General features: G+C 68.7%; 20 protein-coding genes. 14 read left to right on the forward strand and 6 right to left on the reverse strand.

Going from position 1 to position 16,531, the window contains the following annotated elements; all coding sequences use genetic code 11:
• Nucleotides 1-18 precede the first annotated feature (18 nt).
• Nucleotides 19-645: a DUF2461 domain-containing protein gene (locus ACGFIF_RS15980; protein ID WP_393155086.1), complete on the forward strand. Its 627-nt coding sequence runs from the start codon at nucleotides 19-21 to the stop codon at nucleotides 643-645.
• Between the two features lie 2 nt (nucleotides 646-647).
• Here the strand turns inward: ACGFIF_RS15980 and ACGFIF_RS15985 are convergent, their stop codons facing one another.
• Nucleotides 648-1,520, reverse strand: a complete 873-nt coding sequence (locus ACGFIF_RS15985; protein ID WP_393155088.1) for a helix-turn-helix domain-containing protein — start codon at nucleotides 1,518-1,520, stop codon at nucleotides 648-650.
• 451 nt (nucleotides 1,521-1,971) lie between these two features.
• Here ACGFIF_RS15985 and ACGFIF_RS15990 point away from each other — a divergent pair, with 451 nt between their 5' ends.
• Complete coding sequence (locus ACGFIF_RS15990) at nucleotides 1,972-2,163, forward strand: hypothetical protein (RefSeq protein WP_393155089.1); 192 nt, start codon at nucleotides 1,972-1,974, stop codon at nucleotides 2,161-2,163.
• A 29-nt stretch (nucleotides 2,164-2,192) separates the two neighbouring features.
• Nucleotides 2,193-2,378 (forward strand): hypothetical protein, encoded by a 186-nt coding sequence (locus tag ACGFIF_RS15995; RefSeq protein ID WP_132210946.1) that lies wholly within the window; start codon nucleotides 2,193-2,195, stop codon nucleotides 2,376-2,378.
• A gap of 225 nt (nucleotides 2,379-2,603) precedes the next feature.
• On the opposite strand, the gene ACGFIF_RS16000 is transcribed toward ACGFIF_RS15995, so the two are convergent.
• On the reverse strand, nucleotides 2,604-2,837 hold the full coding sequence (locus ACGFIF_RS16000; RefSeq protein ID WP_132210945.1) for a DUF397 domain-containing protein: 234 nt from the start codon (nucleotides 2,835-2,837) through the stop codon (nucleotides 2,604-2,606).
• A 541-nt stretch (nucleotides 2,838-3,378) separates the two neighbouring features.
• On the opposite strand from ACGFIF_RS16000, the gene ACGFIF_RS16005 reads away from it, so the two are divergent.
• Nucleotides 3,379-4,206, forward strand: a complete 828-nt coding sequence (locus tag ACGFIF_RS16005; protein ID WP_393155091.1) for an SAM-dependent methyltransferase — start codon at nucleotides 3,379-3,381, stop codon at nucleotides 4,204-4,206.
• A 78-nt stretch (nucleotides 4,207-4,284) separates the two neighbouring features.
• On the opposite strand, the gene ACGFIF_RS16010 is transcribed toward ACGFIF_RS16005, so the two are convergent.
• Both ACGFIF_RS16010 and ACGFIF_RS16015 read right to left on the reverse strand, forming a co-directional pair.
• On the reverse strand, nucleotides 4,285-5,772 hold the full coding sequence (locus ACGFIF_RS16010) for an FAD-dependent oxidoreductase (RefSeq protein WP_393155093.1): 1,488 nt from the start codon (nucleotides 5,770-5,772) through the stop codon (nucleotides 4,285-4,287).
• Nucleotides 5,773-5,800: 28 nt separating this feature from the next.
• Nucleotides 5,801-6,235, reverse strand: coding sequence for an SRPBCC family protein (locus ACGFIF_RS16015; RefSeq protein ID WP_393155094.1), 435 nt, complete (start codon nucleotides 6,233-6,235; stop codon nucleotides 5,801-5,803).
• A gap of 132 nt (nucleotides 6,236-6,367) precedes the next feature.
• On the opposite strand from ACGFIF_RS16015, the gene ACGFIF_RS16020 reads away from it, so the two are divergent.
• From ACGFIF_RS16020 to ACGFIF_RS16040, 5 genes are all read left to right on the forward strand, one after another.
• Nucleotides 6,368-6,844 (forward strand): Hsp20/alpha crystallin family protein, encoded by a 477-nt coding sequence (locus ACGFIF_RS16020; protein WP_393155095.1) that lies wholly within the window; start codon nucleotides 6,368-6,370, stop codon nucleotides 6,842-6,844.
• 14 nt (nucleotides 6,845-6,858) lie between these two features.
• The gene (locus tag ACGFIF_RS16025) at nucleotides 6,859-7,503 is read left to right on the forward strand and encodes a hypothetical protein (RefSeq protein WP_393155096.1); all 645 of its coding nucleotides are present in this window, start codon (nucleotides 6,859-6,861) and stop codon (nucleotides 7,501-7,503) included.
• A gap of 14 nt (nucleotides 7,504-7,517) precedes the next feature.
• Nucleotides 7,518-7,913 (forward strand): VOC family protein, encoded by a 396-nt coding sequence (locus ACGFIF_RS16030; RefSeq protein WP_393155098.1) that lies wholly within the window; start codon nucleotides 7,518-7,520, stop codon nucleotides 7,911-7,913.
• Nucleotides 7,914-8,118: 205 nt separating this feature from the next.
• The gene (locus ACGFIF_RS16035) at nucleotides 8,119-8,853 is read left to right on the forward strand and encodes a sigma-70 family RNA polymerase sigma factor (RefSeq protein ID WP_393155099.1); all 735 of its coding nucleotides are present in this window, start codon (nucleotides 8,119-8,121) and stop codon (nucleotides 8,851-8,853) included.
• Between the two features lie 142 nt (nucleotides 8,854-8,995).
• Nucleotides 8,996-9,763 (forward strand): hypothetical protein, encoded by a 768-nt coding sequence (locus ACGFIF_RS16040; protein WP_393155101.1) that lies wholly within the window; start codon nucleotides 8,996-8,998, stop codon nucleotides 9,761-9,763.
• Here ACGFIF_RS16040 and ACGFIF_RS16045 read toward each other — a convergent pair.
• A complete protein-coding gene (locus ACGFIF_RS16045; RefSeq protein ID WP_393155103.1) occupies nucleotides 9,760-11,214 on the reverse strand; it encodes an alpha/beta hydrolase in 1,455 nt (484 codons plus the stop codon). The two genes, ACGFIF_RS16040 and ACGFIF_RS16045, sit on opposite strands and share 4 nt — an antisense overlap.
• A gap of 117 nt (nucleotides 11,215-11,331) precedes the next feature.
• Between ACGFIF_RS16045 and ACGFIF_RS16050 the strand changes: the two genes are divergently transcribed.
• From ACGFIF_RS16050 to ACGFIF_RS16070, 5 genes are all read left to right on the forward strand, one after another.
• Nucleotides 11,332-12,441 carry an NAD(P)/FAD-dependent oxidoreductase gene (locus tag ACGFIF_RS16050; RefSeq protein ID WP_393155105.1) on the forward strand — a complete coding sequence of 370 codons (1,110 nt, stop codon included), beginning with the start codon at nucleotides 11,332-11,334 and terminating at the stop codon, nucleotides 12,439-12,441.
• Between the two features lie 92 nt (nucleotides 12,442-12,533).
• Nucleotides 12,534-12,947, forward strand: a complete 414-nt coding sequence (locus ACGFIF_RS16055; RefSeq protein WP_393155107.1) for a hypothetical protein — start codon at nucleotides 12,534-12,536, stop codon at nucleotides 12,945-12,947.
• Nucleotides 12,944-13,312: a YciI family protein gene (locus tag ACGFIF_RS16060; protein ID WP_393155108.1), complete on the forward strand. Its 369-nt coding sequence runs from the start codon at nucleotides 12,944-12,946 to the stop codon at nucleotides 13,310-13,312. Before ACGFIF_RS16055 ends, ACGFIF_RS16060 begins: the two co-directional genes overlap by 4 nt.
• The gene (locus ACGFIF_RS16065) at nucleotides 13,309-14,508 is read left to right on the forward strand and encodes an RNA polymerase sigma factor (protein ID WP_393155109.1); all 1,200 of its coding nucleotides are present in this window, start codon (nucleotides 13,309-13,311) and stop codon (nucleotides 14,506-14,508) included. Before ACGFIF_RS16060 ends, ACGFIF_RS16065 begins: the two co-directional genes overlap by 4 nt.
• Before the next feature lie 12 nt (nucleotides 14,509-14,520).
• On the forward strand, nucleotides 14,521-15,582 hold the full coding sequence (locus tag ACGFIF_RS16070; protein ID WP_393155111.1) for an NAD(P)-dependent oxidoreductase: 1,062 nt from the start codon (nucleotides 14,521-14,523) through the stop codon (nucleotides 15,580-15,582).
• Here ACGFIF_RS16070 and ACGFIF_RS16075 read toward each other — a convergent pair.
• Nucleotides 15,575-16,483 carry a MarR family transcriptional regulator gene (locus tag ACGFIF_RS16075; RefSeq protein ID WP_393155113.1) on the reverse strand — a complete coding sequence of 303 codons (909 nt, stop codon included), beginning with the start codon at nucleotides 16,481-16,483 and terminating at the stop codon, nucleotides 15,575-15,577. The genes ACGFIF_RS16070 and ACGFIF_RS16075 overlap by 8 nt on opposite strands.
• Nucleotides 16,484-16,531: the final 48 nt, after the last annotated feature.

Here is a 16,531-nt window from a genome sequence, read left to right on the forward strand (position 1 = left end):
CCGATCTATCGTGGCGGCATGAGCTTCACCGGATTCCCGGCCGCTGCGCTGGATTTCTACGACGACCTCGAGATGGACAACACCAAGACGTTCTGGACGGCCAACAAGCACGTCTACGAGGAGTCGGTCCGCGTCCCGATGGCGGCGCTGCTGGCGGAGCTCGAGGAGGAGTTCGGTCCGGCGAAGCTGTTCCGGCCGTACCGCGACGTCCGGTTCGCCAAGGACAAGACGCCGTACAAGACCCACCAGGGTGCGTTCATCGACGTCGCGCCGGCCACCGGCTGGTACGTGCAGATCTCCGCGCCGGGCGTCCGGGTCGCGGCCGGTTTCTACGAGGCGAGCTCGGAGCGGCTCGGCCGGGTCCGGGCGGCGATCGACGACGACCGCCGCGGCAAGCAGCTCGAGCGCCTGCTGGCCGACCTCACCGCGGCCGGCTGGGAGGTCGGTGGCGACCGGCTGAAGACGAGTCCGCGCGGCTACGACCCCGACCACCCGCGGATCGAGCTGCTCCGGCACAAATCCCTGACGGTCGCGAAGTCCTACGGCTTCGAGCCGGTGATCCACACGCCGGAGCTCGCGCAGCTGGTCCGCGCCGATTGGCAGGCGACCAAGCCACTGGTCACCTGGCTGATCGACAACAGCTGACGTCAGTCGTCGTAGTCGCGCAGGATCCGGGCCAGGATGTCGCGCGTCTTGTTCGGCGGCGGGGCCGCGACGCACAGAGCTTCCATGGTGGCCGTGTACCGGTCGAGGTCCTCGAGCTTGTCCAGGTACAGCGCACTGGTGAGGTGCTCGATGTAGACGATGTCCGGCAGGTCCTGCTCGGGGAAACGCAGAATGCTGTACGCACCGCCGGTCGCGGCGTGACCGCCACCGTCGAACTCCATCACCTGGAGCGTCAGGTTCGGCAGGTGGGTGGCCTCGAGCAGGTGCTCCAGCTGCAGGCGCATCGCCTTCACCCCGCCGATCGGCCGGCGCAGCACCGACTCGTCGACGACCGCCCACAGCCGCACCGGGTCAGGCCGGCGGAGGATCTCCTGCCGGTTCACCCGCAGCGCGACGCGGCGCTCGACCTCCTCGGCCGGGATCAGACCGCGGCCGAGCTGGACGACGGCGCGCACGTACTCCGGCGTCTGCAGCAGACCCGGGACGAACTGCAGCTCATAGGTACGGATCAGCTGGGCGGCTGACTCGAGGTCCAGATAGGAGTGGAACCAGCTGGGCAGTACGTCGCCGAAGCGGTGCCACCAGCCGGGGTTGTTCGCGTCGCGGGCCAGCGCCAGCAGCCGGTCGCGCTCCTCGCCGTCGTCCAGACCGTAGAGAGTGAGGAGGTCGCTGACGTCGCGCTCCTTGAAGCCGACACGGCCGAGCTCCATCCGGCTGACCTTGGACTCCGACGAACGGATCTCCCAGCCTGCGTCGGAGCGGCTGATCCCCGCCGCATCCCGCATCCTCCGCAGATGCGCTCCGAGGATGATCCGAAGCGCAGTCGGCCCGCTCTGCGCGCCCGACTCGGTCACACCCACCTCCCACGGCCCCCAGCAGCTCAGATCAGCGGCGACATCGCCCGCAGGGAGACATCATCGCATGGACGAACGGCAATCTGCCGAAGTTCTTACATATCGCCGCGCACCGCTCGCAACCTGGTCACGGAGTGTAGTGCCGAACGAGTCCACCAACGCCATTTTGTTAGGACAAATCGACCGGCTCAACCTCCGCCGAACACTGTTCGACGGGCCTTGGGGGGACCGTCCGCAGGCGGAAAACGAGGTTTTCGGGTCACGAACTGGAAAACGTGCGGATGCACGTGCATCGGGCGCTTGCATTCGTAGCGTGCCGACGCCATGATTGATTCATGCACAGAAGGTGAGCTGAATCTCGCGAAACGTGACATCGCGTGATCCGGCAGGCCGGTCCTACAGACCGCTGGTGGCGCAAGCGCCGGCACGACTGGTTGGGGAACCCGAGTCGATGAACGACGACGACAGTGAGGCAGCCGAGCGCACCGCCGACGTGAGCGGACGCGCGCCCGACGAGCTGACCGAGCGGGAGATCCAGGAACTGGTTGCGCGTTGCCCTGAGCAACAGCGTTGGGCCTTCGAGGGCTGGTTGCGCGGCGTGCGTCACCTCGACGGCGACCCGATCGTGAGCCTGGCCCCATGACCACCGACAGAGCAGCAGGAGGCAGAAAAATGGTGCGGATCTGGCTGGGAGACCACCTGATCGCCGAGTATGTCGCCGAGCCCGACCGTGCCTCGCGGTACCAGCGGGTGATGACGCCGAAGTTCACCGGTTTGCGAATCACCGTTGACAATTCGGCCGGCGGTACGGCGTCCGAGCTGCCGAGTGAGCAGCTCTGGCCGCTCACCGTCCAGTAGTCCGCACCCGCCCCGGGTAACACCAAGGCCGACCCTCGCCGGAGGGTCGGCCTTCGTCGTTCTCAGGCACTTGGTACGGCGCTCGATCGGTCGCGGCGGCGACCCACGCCGGAGTCCGCGGCGATGGCCGTACACAGCGGTGTGCCGCCCTCCTGAAGAACCGCAGACAGGAAGAGGCCCCTTCGTCACTCGCCTGGCGAAGGGGCCTCTTGCTTTCCGGTTTGGTCAGACGAGGTACTCGAACTCCCCGTCGTGAACGCCGCCGAGGAACGCCTCGATCTCGGCTTTGGTGAACACCAGCGCCGGTCCGTCGGTGTGACGCGAGTTCCGCATCGCCACACCGCCGCCCGGAAGCTTCGCGACCTCTACGCAGTTGCCGTTCGGCCCACTCCGCTGACTCTTCCGCCAGATCAGCCCGCTCATCGCGTCGCCGGGCATGCCGTTGTAGACAGCAGTCATCAGCTGCACCTTCCGTACGTCTTTGGCATATGCACGTGCATTTGGCCTTGCATTTGCATCGTACACGTTTGGCGCCGATGTGTCCGCCCCGTTACGCCGCGTGGTTGAACACGCCGTGTCGCCCCCTGCCTGGTCGCCGCTCGTGACCGTTTTCCGCCGGTACGACGCCCAAAGCCGGAGGAGTCGTGAGCCGGGCCGGGACGCAGTACTCGAGAGCGCCGGAAGACACAGCACTCGGGATGCCGGTGAGAGGTGGCCGAGAGGCGGCCGGAGGAGTAGTACTGACGCTGTACTACTGCGGGGCCGGTAGGACTGCCGGCGATTGGGCGGCGCGCGGAGGGGGAAGGTTGTCGGTGAAGTTCCTGCAAGCGACTGATTTGTCAGGACCTTCGGGTGATCCGAAAAGGCTTCCCTGCTTGACGAATCAGGTAGTTCGGCCGACATTCGGACCAACACACGCGCAGTGCCGAACCAGTGCTCCAACAGGTCCGCAACTGCCCTACTCTTACTTCCAAGATTCCCCGACACGAAGGCTGCGCCGATGGCGACTTCCGACGCTCCGGATCCCAACCCGGAGTTCGACACTTCCCAACCGACCATCGCTCGCGTCTACGACGCCCTGCTTGGTGGCAAGGACAACTTCGCCGCCGACCGGGAAGGCGCGGCGCTCTACCTGAAGTACGTCCCGGACGCCGGTCGCTGTGCGATCGAGAACCGGGAGGCCCTGGTCAAGGGTGTTCACTACCTGGCCCGCACGGCCGGTATCGACCAGTTCCTCGACATCGGCAGCGGTCTGCCGACGCAGAAGAACACCCACGAGGCGGCGCAGGAGATCAATCCGAACGCCAAGGTCGCCTACGTCGACAACGACCCGATCGTGCTGGCGCACGGCCGGGCGCTGCTGGCGACCAACAACAGCACCATCGTGGTCACCTCGGACCTGCGCCGGCCGCAGGAGATCCTCGACAACGAGGAGATCAAGAACCACCTGGACTTCAGCCGTCCGATCGCGCTGATGGTCGTCGGGATTCACATGCACTTCCACGACGACGAGAAGCCGGACGAGTGGGTCCGGACGCTGATGAACGCGCTCGTCCCGGGCAGCTACCTGTTCATCACCGACTTCGTCGACACCGGTGAGCCGCTGCAGAAGGGGATGGAGCGGGCCGGCCTGGAGAGCCTCGGCAACGGGTGGATCCGGACCCCGGAGCGGATCGAGCAGCACTTCCTCGGCATGCCGCTGGTCCCGCCGGGCCTGGACTTCCTGGCCCGCTGGTTCCCGGAGGACCCCGACGCCGACATCCCGGCGGTGGAGGACCTGCAGCCGTACCAGCGGATCCTGATGGCGGGTATCGCCAAGAAGGGCTGACCGCTTCAGCGATCACGCTGACCACCTCAGCGACCACGAAGGCGCGCGTCCCACTCCGGGACGCGCGCCTTGCGCGTGTCAGCTCGGGATGTCGAGTGGTTTCGTGGTCGGGCCGTCGAGGACCGCGCCGGTGTAGGTGAAGCGGGAGCCGTGGCAGTTGCAGTCCCAGGTGGTGTCGGCCGGGTTCCAATGCAGCGGACAGCCGAGATGGGTGCAGACCGGGCGGACGGTGTGGAGCTTGCCGTCGTGGTCGCGGTAGGCGCCGACGGTACCGCCCTCGTCGAGGGTGAGCAGACCGCCTTGCCCGACCTCGAGGTGGTCGAGGCCGCCCTTCAGTCGGTCCAGGTGGCCGGTCGCGAACTCCTTGCCGACGTGGAGGTTGTCCTTCACCAGTTTGGCCACGGCCTGGACGTCGCCGATGCGGCCGGCGTCGTACAGCTTGGCCGAAGGGTTGTGGCGGTCGAGGATGAGGTCGCGGAGGATGCCGGCGGCGACGGTTCCGTTGCTCAGTCCCCACTTGTGCATACCGGTGGCGACCAGCATCGGCGTCCCCGGCGCCTTGCCGACGAAGGGGAGCAGGTCGGGTGTGCCGTAGTCGTGGGCGGACCAGCGGTAATCGGGGACGGCGTCGTAGCCCCACGCCGCTCCGACCCAGTCGATCAGACCTTGATAGGTCGACTCGGGGTCGCTCTCTTCGTTGCTACCGACAACGATCAGCCCGTTCGGGCCGCCGCCGGGCCACGGGCGGGTCGACCGCACCGGTGAGTCGACGGAGATCGCCATACCGGGCGGTGCTTCGACCGGCAGCCGTACGGCGATGCCGGAGGACCGGCTCGGCCGGGTCCGGGCGAAGTACCCGCCGGTGAGCCCGATCGGCAGCAGGGTCGCGATGACGGCGTGGTTGGCACGGACCAACGGTCCTTGGGCGGTCACTGCCTGGATGTCGTGGTCGGTGTTGAGCTCGTTCACCCGGCTGTTCTCGAAGATCCGGCCGCCGGCCTGGGTGAATGCCGTCGCGAGACCGGCCAGGTAGCGGGCCGGATGCAGTTGGAGCTGATCGTCGAAACGGACCGCCTCGGCGATCTTCACGGGCAGGCCGACTTCCTCCGGGTCGACGAAGCGGGCCGGGAGTCCGAGCGCGGCCGCGACATCGGCCTCGCGACGCAGCGGTGAATCGGGGACGGCGGAGTAGACGAAGGCCGGCGTACGGGCGAGTTCGCAGTCGATACCGTGCCGGTGCACCAGGGCGGCGACCTCTTCGACGGCGGCCTGGTTCGCGGCCGCGTACTCGCCGGCCTTGCCGGGACCGTGCCGGTCGAGCAGGTTCGCGTAGATCGCGCCGTGCTGCGAGGTGACCTTGCCGGTGGTGTTGCCGCTCGTCCGCCCGCCGACGCGACCGGCTTCCAGCACGACGACGTCCGCGCCCTCCTGCTGGAGGTACAGCGCGGTGGTCAGTCCGATCACGCCACCGCCGACCACCACGACGTCGGCGTGCTTGTCAGCCCGGATCCCGTCGTACTCCGGGATCGTTGCGGTCGCCAGCCACACGGAACCTTGCGTCGTCATGCGTTTCCGGTACCCGCCTGCCCCGATCTCAATGGTTCTTCTCGGCCAGCAGAGCCAGCCGGCGGAGGGTCTCGTGGTTGCGAATCCGCAGGATCGGGTCGATCAGGCTCTGGGGGACGGCGGCCGCTGGTCCCTTCACGGCTTGCTCCCGCATCACCAGGTGGCAGTCGCCGCCGCGGTCGGTGGCGACGAACTCGACCTGGCCCTCGCCGGTCGGCCAGGCGCGGACGCGTAACTGCAGAAAGCGCAGCGGTTCGTACTGCAGGACCGTCGTGCTGTCGTCGATCACCAGCGGCCAGACGCCGACCGAGTGGTGCAGGCTGTACCCGGGCTGCGGGAACCCCTCCTCGACAGCGCGCACCCGGGACGCCCCGGCCACCCAGGCGGCGTAGGTCCAGCCATCCGTCAGGATCGCGAACACCTCGGCCACCGGCGCCCGGATCAACCACTCGTTTTCCGCCATGGTGAACCGGTACCCACGCGGATGCGGTGTCAATGGCTCGATGACAGAGTACTTGTCAACGGAACGATGACATGCTAGATAAGTCAGTGCGTGTTGACAGACGGACTGTCAATGGACCTGGAGGTGGAGACGATGTTGATGCGCACTGACCCGTTCCGGGAGTTCGACCGGTTGGCCCAGCAGTTGACCGGCGCGGTGACGCCGGGCACGTGGTCGCGACCGAGCCCGATGCCGATGGACGCCTACCGGTCGGGTGACGAGTTCGTGATCGTGTTCGATCTGCCCGGGGTGAGCCAGGACGCGATCGACCTCGACGTCGAGCGGAACGTGCTGACGGTGAAGGCCGAGCGTCGTCCGGGGGCCCTGGACGAGGGCGTCGAGATGCAGGTGGCCGAGCGGCCGCTCGGGGTCTTCTCCCGGCAACTGTTCCTCGGCGACACCCTCGACGCCGAGCGGATCAGCGCGTCGTACGAGAACGGCGTCCTGACCGTGAAGATCCCGGTCGCGGCGCAGGCCAAGCCGCGCAAGATCGCCATCGCCGGCGGCGAGTCCGGCGGCCGGACCGTGACCGGTGAGACGGTCGGCGACACCAGACAGATCGACGCCTGACTCCAGGAGGTCAGATGCCGCAGCCTGACGCCGATGCCCGCACTCCGGCCGCGGCTCTCGAGTACCTGGTGGACGCGCTGGGGAGGCTGCCTTCCGCCTCGAACGTCCCCGAGGCGGAGGCTCCTCCCGCCGCGGACGAGTTGCTGGAAGCGCTGGTGCGGCTGCGTGAGTTGCGCGAGCAGCTGAGCGGCTGGGAGCCGCGGTTGATCGAGGCGGCCCGGGCCGCGGGCATCAGTTGGATCCAACTGGCGCCCGCGCTCGGGGTCACCAGTAGGCAGGCGGCCGAACGGCGCTATCTGCGGCTCAATCCCCACGCGTCTCAACCAGAGCTGAACCGTGAGCAGCGGGTGCAGGCCGCACGGGACCAGCGGGCCGGCGATCGAGCGGTCGCGGTCTGGGCCCAGGACAACGCGGCCGATCTTCGCCGGCTGGCCGGGCAGGTCGCGGCACTCGACGGACTCGACGGTCAGGCACAGGCGAGTGTCGACGCCGTTCACGATGCCCTCGGCAACAACGACTCAGCTGCACTGCTCGAACCGCTGGCCGCCGCGGGCGAGCAGCTCACGAAGGACCACCCGGCGCTGGCCGGCCGCATCTCGGAGGTCGGGGCCCGCACCGACGAGGCCCGCCAATCAGGACAGAACCGCCAGCACCGCTGAAAGGGAGTTGACTGATGAGACTGCTCTTCGAACTTCGTCCGGTCGAACACCTGGAAGCCAGCGTGGACTACTACCGGGAGCTCGGTCTGGAGCCGATCGCCTGGCCGAGTGACGACACCGCCCTGCTCGGGCCGCGCGGTCAGCAGTCGACCATCGCCCTGGTCAGGGATCCCGCCGAGGGCGCGCTCGGCACCGGCGGCGTGTACGACGTCGGAGACATCGACACCTTCTTCGAGCATCATCGCGCGCTCGACTGGCTGCTCAGCCCGGCCGACAGCCCACTCGGCCGGTACGCCGTCTTCGCCGACCGCACCGGTACCGCGATCCGCCTCCTCGACCCGGCACCCGGCGAGACACGCCCGTCGTCGGCGAACGCCCGGCACGGCGCAGCTGCGAGCCTGGTGGCGTAGATCACGCTCGCCTCAGCGCCTGGGCGCATGAAGTGTGGAGTTGTGGGTACAGAGCTGTCGCAGGCATGACCGTGGTCCAGATACGTGCCACGCCGTGACAGACAGTCGCGAGGTCATACCAATGGTTACCAGTCCTACTGAAGTTCCCGTTCATTGTTCGACCGCAGCCGATCGGGCTGCGAGGGAAGCAGCCACTCGCCAACTGATGGAACGCAGGGCTGCGAGCAGCGACGAAGCCGAGCGGCAACAGCTGCTCGAAGAGGTGGTCGAGCTCAACATCGAGATGGCCCGGGGGATCGCACGCCGCTTTCGCGGCCGTGGCGCCGAGGCCGATGACCTCGAGCAGGTCGCGTATCTGGGCCTGGTGAAAGCCGCTCACCATTACCGGCTCGACGCCGACACGCCGTTCATCGGGTTCGCCATCCCGACCATCCGGGGCGAGGTGAAACGCTACTTCCGCGACTGCGCGTGGACTGTCCGGATCCCGCGCCGGCTGCAGGAGATGCAGGGCACCATCGCGACCAAGCTGCCGCTGCTCGAGCAGCAGCTGAACCGCGAGCCGACCCCGGCCGAGATCGCCGAGCACCTCGACGTCGAGGTCTCCGAGGTCGAGCAGGCGCTGGCTGCGAAGGGCTGTTTCAACGTGCTGTCGCTGGACCGGCCGTCCGATGTCGACGCCGAGCTGACGCTGGCCGATGTCGTCGCCGACGTCGAGGACGTCACCATCGACCAGCTGGAGACGGTGGAGATGCTGCAGCCGGTGCTCGAGGAGCTCGGCCCGCGCGAGCGGCGCATCCTGCAGTTGCGGTTCATCGAGGGCTGGACCCAGTCCGAGATCGGCCGCGACATCGGTGTCAGCCAGATGCAGGTCTCCCGCGTTCTGCGCAAGATCCTGGACGACCTTCGCGCCAGACTCACCCGTCTCCCGGCCGCCGCGTAGGCCCTGTCGCCCGGGTGGCCACCACCCCACCCGGGCCCGGCCGGCTCTCGTTGCTCCGGTCAACCGGAGACTCGCGGACGCCCGGATGTCACTCTCGGTGCGGAGTACCTGCACAATTGGGAGAGAGCGAGGGGATGGATCGGTGGTTCTGGCGTTCCGGATGATCAGGACGGTGCCCGCGGACGCGGTTGCCATCGTGCGGTCGTATCCGCCGATGGTGGTGTGTTTCGCGGCCGCGTTGACCGGGACCGCCCTGGTCTTCGACGTGTTCTATCTGGCGGCCAGCCCCGGACTCACGCTCGCGCTGGTCTACACCGTGCCGGTGCTGGCCGGGCTGATCGCCGGTCTGGTCGCGGCGGCCGACGATGTCGGCCTGGAGCGCCCGGTGCTGCTCCGCACGGTCGGCGTGGCAGTTGCCTTCGGCATCACCAATGCGGTGGTGGTCGCGATGATCGCCGCGATGCGCCGGACCGATCCGTCGAACTGGTCGGCCGGCGGTCAGGCGGTGCTGTTCGCCGGATTCACAGTCCTGGCGGTCGCGGTCGCGATCGTTGCCTGTCGCAAGCTGATCGACGCGCTCGGCCTCGAGCTCCGCACCAAGCTGCCGCGCCGCCGGGTCCGCGTCCCGGTCGCCGCGGTGGCGTTGGCGGCACCCGCGCCGCGAGTGAGCAAGGAGTCGGCCGCCCGCGCCAAGCCCGCGCCGGCCCAGGCGCCACCACCGCCACCGCCGGACGACGAGGAGACCATCCACATCTTCGTTCCGCCGCCGCCGAAGATCGTGGATCTCGACGAGGCCCGTCCGGTCACCTCGTGGTCGGAGTCCACCGGCCACGCCGACCGGCTGGTTCCGCGTCCGCGTCGTACGTCGTCCCGTCGTGCGCACAAGCCTGGTAAGCGTCCGGGGACCTAGCAGGTGAGGTCGGTGGCCGGGAGCCGGCCGCTGACGAGATACGCGACCACCCGGTCGTCGACGCAATCGTTGCCGTATTCACCGAAGATGCCGTGCTTGCGGGCGTTCTTCAGGGTCAGCAGGCGCGCCGCGGTCAAGCCCTTCTGCAGTTGGGCGGCGTTCGCGTAGATCGCGCGCGGGTCGCCGTCGGCCGCGACGATCAGGGCTGGTTCGGTGTTCGCGATCCGGGTTGGCGGCTCCTGTGGCCGCACCGGCCAGAAGGCGCACGGCGAGATCATCCGGGTGAGCGAACCGAAGTACGGCTCCTCGCGCCGGTGCTTCTGGATGTCGCGCCAGTACACCTGTGGGTCGCGTGGCACTGCCACATCGCCGCACGCGATCGCGGCCTGCCCACTCACGAGCTGCGACAGCGCCGGTGTCAGCAAGGCGTCGAGGAACTGCCCGAGTTCGGCACCGGGCTCCACTGGTGCGTTGGTGGCCTTCAGCAACGTTTGTACGAACGTCGTGTAGACCGCCCGGGCCGGATCGCGGTCATCGGCCAGCGGTCCGAACAACACCATCGGCACGGAGCCGTCGTCGAGGGTGTGCTTGCCGATCCGCAGTCCCTTGCCGGCCGCCGCTCGATAGATCCGGTCGACCTTCGCCAGCACCTGCGCGGTCGACGTACCCAACTGGTACGTCGTGTTCCGCGCGGCTGCCCAGGACGCCCAGTCGCGGAGCGCGGCCTCGTTCGCCGGACCCATGCCGCGGAGGAGCCGCGGCCCGTACGTCGCCGGATCCATCGGCCCGTCCAGCACGACGCGATCGGTCCGGCCCGGGAACAGCTGCAGGTAGACCGAGCCGAGATAGGTGCCGTACGAGTAGCCGAGGTACGAGATCTTGTGCTCGCCGAGTGCGATCCGGACCTGGTCGATGTCCCGGGCGGTGTTTCGGGTGTTGACGTACTGCAGCACCGATCCCGCGTTGTCCGCACACCGCGCGGCGATGTCGGCCTGCAACGTCGTCGCGCGCCGGAACGACGTCTTGTCGCTGCCGCCAGACCACGGCCAGCCCGCGACCGGCAGCTTGCAGTCCACCGGCGTACTGCGGCCGACGAACCGTGGGTCCAGCCCGATCAGGTCGTACCGCGACCCGGCCTCCTTCATCGTGACCCGCAGTCGCAACGGCATGCTCAGTCCCGGGCCGCCCGGTCCGCCGTCGTTGAGCACCATCGCGCCGATCCGGTCGCCGGTCGCCTTCAGTCGCGACATCGCGATGGTGATCTTCGGCCCGTCAGGCCGGCTGTAGTCCAGCGGCACCTTCAGCTCACCGCACTCCGCCCCGGCGCGATCCAGCTCGGCGCCCTCGGCGTCGGCCGGGTTGAGCTGACAGTGGTGCCATCGAATGGTGGGTGGCTCTTCCGCGGCGGCCGTCGTACCCGACAGCAGCGCCAACACCAGCAGCAGTTTCATCGGTCCTCCCTCGAAGTCACCACCGACGCTAGGGATTCGCATGCCCCGGCACAGTGCCTCTGAGACCCGCCCTGAGGTCGCGTCCGCGCTACCCATCCGGCTGCGACACTGGACGTTGTGTGGGATCTGGTGGTGATCGGGGCCGGACCTGCCGGGGCCTCCGCGGCGCTCGGGGCGTTGGCGGTCGATCCCACCTTGTCGGTGCTGATGCTGGATCGGCACGACTTCCCACGGGACAAGGCGTGTGGGGACGGGATCGCGCCGCACGTGTTCGACCTGCTGGCCGAGGTCGGTGTCACCGGGATCGTCGATGATTGGACACCGGTACGACGGTTCGCGCTGACCCGCGGTGAGGTCGGGGTCGACCGGGACATGGCCCGGCCGAACTGGGTGGTGCCGCGGACCGTGTTCGACCAGCGCCTCGCGGACGCGGCTCAGGCGGCGGGTGCCGACCTCATCCGCCGACGGATCCGCGGCATCCAGCTCGCGAAACGGTCCATCACCGTTGACGGCGACCTCGAGGCCCGGTTCGTCGTCGGTGCGGATGGCGCGCACTCCGTCGTACGGCGGGATCTCGGGGTGAAGGCGGGGCCGGTGGCGCTCGCGATCCGTGGGTACGCGCCGACGCCGCCGGGGCGCGCCGCGAGTCAGGTGGTCGCGTACGGTCCGGGGCGGCAGCCGTCGTACGCGTGGTCCTTCGATCGCGGCGACGGCTGGTCGAACGTCGGGTACGGCGAACAGCTCACGACCGGCCGCCCGACCCGGGCGGACTTGCTCGCAAATCTCGAGGCGCTGCTGCCGGGGGCGACCGATGGCGGGAAGTCCTGGTGGGGTCATCACCTGCCGTTGTCGACCTGGTTCTGGCATCCGCAGCCGGGGCCGGTGATGCTGGCCGGTGACGCGGCCGGGCTGATCAACCCGATGACCGGTGAGGGCATCTACTACGCCGTCGCGACCGGTCTCCTGGCCGGCCGTGCGGTCGCCGAGGCTCTGCACAAGGACAGTACGGATGCCGGTACGTCGTACCGCCGGCAGACGAACCGGCTGCTCGGCAAGCACCTCCGGCACACCGCGCTCACCGCACAGCTCACCCGCTCCGGCCGCATCCTCGACGCGGGTATCCGCGCCGCCGCGGCCGACCAGGCGATCTTCGACGACCTGGTCGAGCTGGGCCTGGCCGACGGACTGATCACCCGGCGCCTCCTGCGAGCGCTTGTCAGTTCGTAGAAAAAGATTCTGCGGACGATGTCGAAACGGTCCCGAGAGCTTCGAGGTAGCGGTGCAAGCAAGTGAAACCGGCTACTGAAGGGACCGGAACGATGAGCGACGAACTGAAGCGACTGGACCGTCTGGTGGGGACCTGGGAGGTCTCCGGCGGTGCGATCGGTACGACCACCTACGAGTGGATGGACGGTGGTCACTTCCTGATCCAGCGTGGGTTGCTCGAACAGCACGGACACCAGGTGCGCTTCACCGAGATGATCGGCCACGAGCACAAGTTCGGCGAGGAGCCGGGCACCGACATCCAGTCCCGGGTGTACGACGCCGAGGGCAACACGCTCGACTACGTCTACGAGCTCGAGGGCGACGTGCTGACGATCTGGGGCGGGTTCAAGGGCTCGCCGGCCTACTTCCGCGGCACGTTCAGCACGGACGGCGACCGGCTGGCCGGGGACTGGGTCTACCCTGGCGGCGGCGGTTACCAGGCAACGTTGGTGCGGAGGGCCTCATGAAGTATCTGCTGCTCGCCTACACCGGCCAGGAGGGCTGGGACACGGTGGACGTGACCAGCCCGGAGTTCCTCGCCGCGTGCAAGTTCTACGAGGATCTGGCCGCCGAGCTGACCGGGACCGGCGAGCTGGTGAGCACCGAGGGACTGGCGCATCCGGCCTTGTCCCGCACAGTGCGCAAGGGCCCGGACGGGCCGGTCGCCAGTGAGGGCCCGTTCGCGGAGTCCAAGGAAGTGCTGGCGAGCTTCGCGATCGTCGACTGCGACAGCCACGACCGGGCGATGTCCATCGCCTCCCGCATCAGTGACGCGGTCGGCGACACGGTGGAGGTCCGCCCGATCATGGAAGGTCCGCCCGAGCCCTCATGACCGGGCCAGTCACGACCGAGCATGTCTGGCGGGATCTCACCCCTCAGGTGCTGGGTGCGCTGGTCCGGCGGTACGGGCACTTCGAGTCGTGTGAGGACGCGGTCCAGGAGGCGCTGCTGGTCGCCGCCGAGCAGTGGCCGAGGGAAGGCATCCCGGTCGAGCCGAGGAGTTGGCTCATCCGGGTTGCCTCCCGGCGGCTGATCGACATCCTCCGGAACGAGGAGGCCCGCCGGCACCGGGAGGACGCCGTACGGACTCCGGATCTGGCTCCGGAGCCGGCAGCGGCCGCGGACGATTCGCTCACCCTGCTGTTCCTCTGCTGTCATCCCGAGCTGTCCACGGCGTCGCAGATCGCGCTCACGTTGCGCGCGGTCGGCGGTCTGACCACGACCGAGATCGCCGGTGCGTTGCTGACGCCCGAGCCGACCATGGGTCAGCGCATCAGCCGAGCCAAGAAGACGGTTCGCGGTACGCCGTTCCGGCTGCCGGCGGAGTACGACGAGCGCCTGGCCGCCGTACTGCAGGTGCTGTACCTGATCTTCAACGAGGGCTACACCGGTACGGCGGGGGAGCGGCTCGAGCGGGTCGAACTCGCGGACGAGGCGATCAGGCTGACCCGGATGCTGCACGCACTACTGCCGGACGACGGTGAGGTCGCCGGCCTCCTCGCGCTGATGCTGCTCACGGACGCGCGGCGTGCGGCCCGGACGACCCCGGACGGTCGACTCGTACCGCTGGATGAGCAGGACCGCACGCAATGGGATCAGGCCGCCATCGCCGAAGGGACCGAGCTGATCACCCGGGCGATGTCGACGACCCAGCTCGGGCCGTATCAGCTCCAGGCGGCAATCGCCGCCGTCCACAGCGAGGCGACCACGGCGGCTGACACCGACTGGCCGCAGATCCTCGGCCTCTACAACCTGCTCGAAGCCCACCTCGACAGCCCGGTCGTCACCCTCAATCGCGCCGTCGCGACCGCCAAGGTCCACGGGCCGTCCGCCGGTCTGGCCTTGCTCGACATCTTGCGGGACGACGAGCGCGTCACCCGGTCACATCGCTATCCCGCCGTACGGGCGCATCTCCTGGAGCTCCAGGGGGACGCCGCCGCGGCCGCGGAGCTCTACCTCGAGGCGGCCAAGCTCACCACCAACACCCCTGAGCAGCGCTACCTCAGGAACCGCGCGCGCCGCCTGTGACATCGTGGGCGGGTGGAGCTTCCGAAGACGGCATGGCAAGGGGTTGAGCTCGAGCAGCGGCTTGCTTGGGCGCGGCGGTGGATGCAGCGGACCGCAGCAGCGGCCGAGCGGCTGCCGGACCTTTCCGCGGTGCGACTGGCCGTCACCGCGCACATCGATCTGAAGTCGGCGCTGTTCCTCCGGGCGTTCCGGATCGCCCGGGCCGAGGTGATCCTGCATCCGGCCGACCCGGCGACCACACGGGACGACGTACGCCGTCTGGTCGAGACTTGGGGGATCGAGGTCACCAGTCCGGCTGCCTGTGTCGAGTGGGGTCCGACGCACACCGTCGAGATGGGTGGCGACGTGGTGGTCGAGGCGACGGCGCGCGGGTACGACGGCGTGGTCGCGGGCATCGAGATGACCCGGACCGGGCTCAACCGGGTCGCCGGGCTGGCGTTGACCCATCCGGTGTTCGACCTGGACGCCGTACCGGTGAAGAACCAGTTGCACAACCGGTTCGCAGTCGGCTCGAGCACCTGGCACACCGTGCTCGCGCGCACCCAGCTCTCGTTGCACGGCCTCGCCGTTCTGGTCGTCGGGTACGGCGAAGTCGGCGGGGGACTCGCCCGTACGGCGCGCAGCCTCGGGGCGATCGTGCAGGTCGCCGAGCTGGATCCGGGTCGCGCGCTGGTCGCGTCGTACGACGGGTTCGAGGTGGTGGACCGGATCGGGGACCGGGCCGACATCGTCGTCACCGCGACTGGCCGGACCGGGACCGTCTCAGCCGAGGTGATCGCCGGCTTGAAGGACGGGTGCTTGCTGGTCAACGCCGGGCACTCCGCCGAAGAGATCGACCTTGATGCCCTGGGCAATGGTCAGGATGTAGTTCCGGCAGTGACGAGTCATCGGGTCGGTGGACGCGAGATCCTGCTGTTCGCCGGCGGGCATGTGGCCAATCTGGCGGCGGGCGACGGCGACAGTCTGAACGCGTTCGACATCACCGCCGCACTGATCGTCGACTCGGCCGGCTGGCTGGTGGCCCATGGCAACGAGTTTCCGGCCGGCCTGCATCCTTACCCAGGGCCTAGCTGAGCCGGGCCAGTTGGTCCGGGGTGAGCCGGGTCGGCGTCGGGATCGCGGTGTAGGTGTCCGGCGTCGGCTGATGGAGGACGATCGGGTCGGTGTACTCGGCGTACTTCGTCGCGTTGGCGAGGGCGTCCGTGATGCGTGTGGGCGGCCAGTCGAGGGCGGTGGCGAGCTCGGCCGCGGTGAGTGGGCGGGCCGCGTGCAGGAGCGCTGCGAGTGCGGTGAAGGCGTCGTCGATGACCTCGAAGCCGGGACCGCCGGCCATGTCTTCGCCGAGGCGGTGGAAGAAGTCGGCCATCGCGGTCAGGCGAACCCCGGCCGGGGTGTCCGGCCCGAGCAGACTCGCGCCCTCGGCGGCGGTCTCGGCCCAGTTCAGGTTGGTGCGGGCGCTTACCTTCCAAGCCTGCGTCCAGACGTCCTCGGCGACGATGTAGTGCTGGAGCCGGCGCCGCGGATCGGGTTCGCGGTACACCATGCCGACGTGTTCGAGGTAGCCGACGGCCTTGGAGATCGACGCAGGGGAGACGCGGAGCTCCCGGACGAGATCGGCTGCGGTGAGGCTGCGGGAATCCGTTGTGTACAACAAGGCCAGGACTCGCGATGCCATCCGTGGCAGCCCGCCGTCCACCATCATCGTCGCGAACCGCTCCACGAACTCCCGCACCTGCTGGTCGAGTCCTGACAGCGGTTCGGTGTCACTGGTACGCCGGCGCCGGGCCCGCGAGGTGGTCGCGTAGTGCGCGTGGTCGGCCCGGTAGCCGTGCGCGCCGCCGTTGCGGGTGACTTCGCGGCTGATGGTCGAGGTCGGCCGCTCCAGTTGCCGGGCGATCTCGGCGTACCCGAGGCCGGCCGCCAGCCCGGTCGCGATCTCGCGCCGGTCATCGTGCGTCAGCCTGCCTCCCGGCATCGATCCCTCCTCGGTGCGTTCAGCATCAGCTCATTGCAACGTTGTCAA

This window comes from Kribbella sp. NPDC049174, from assembly GCF_043197365.1.
Lineage (GTDB): Bacteria > Actinomycetota > Actinomycetes > Propionibacteriales > Kribbellaceae > Kribbella.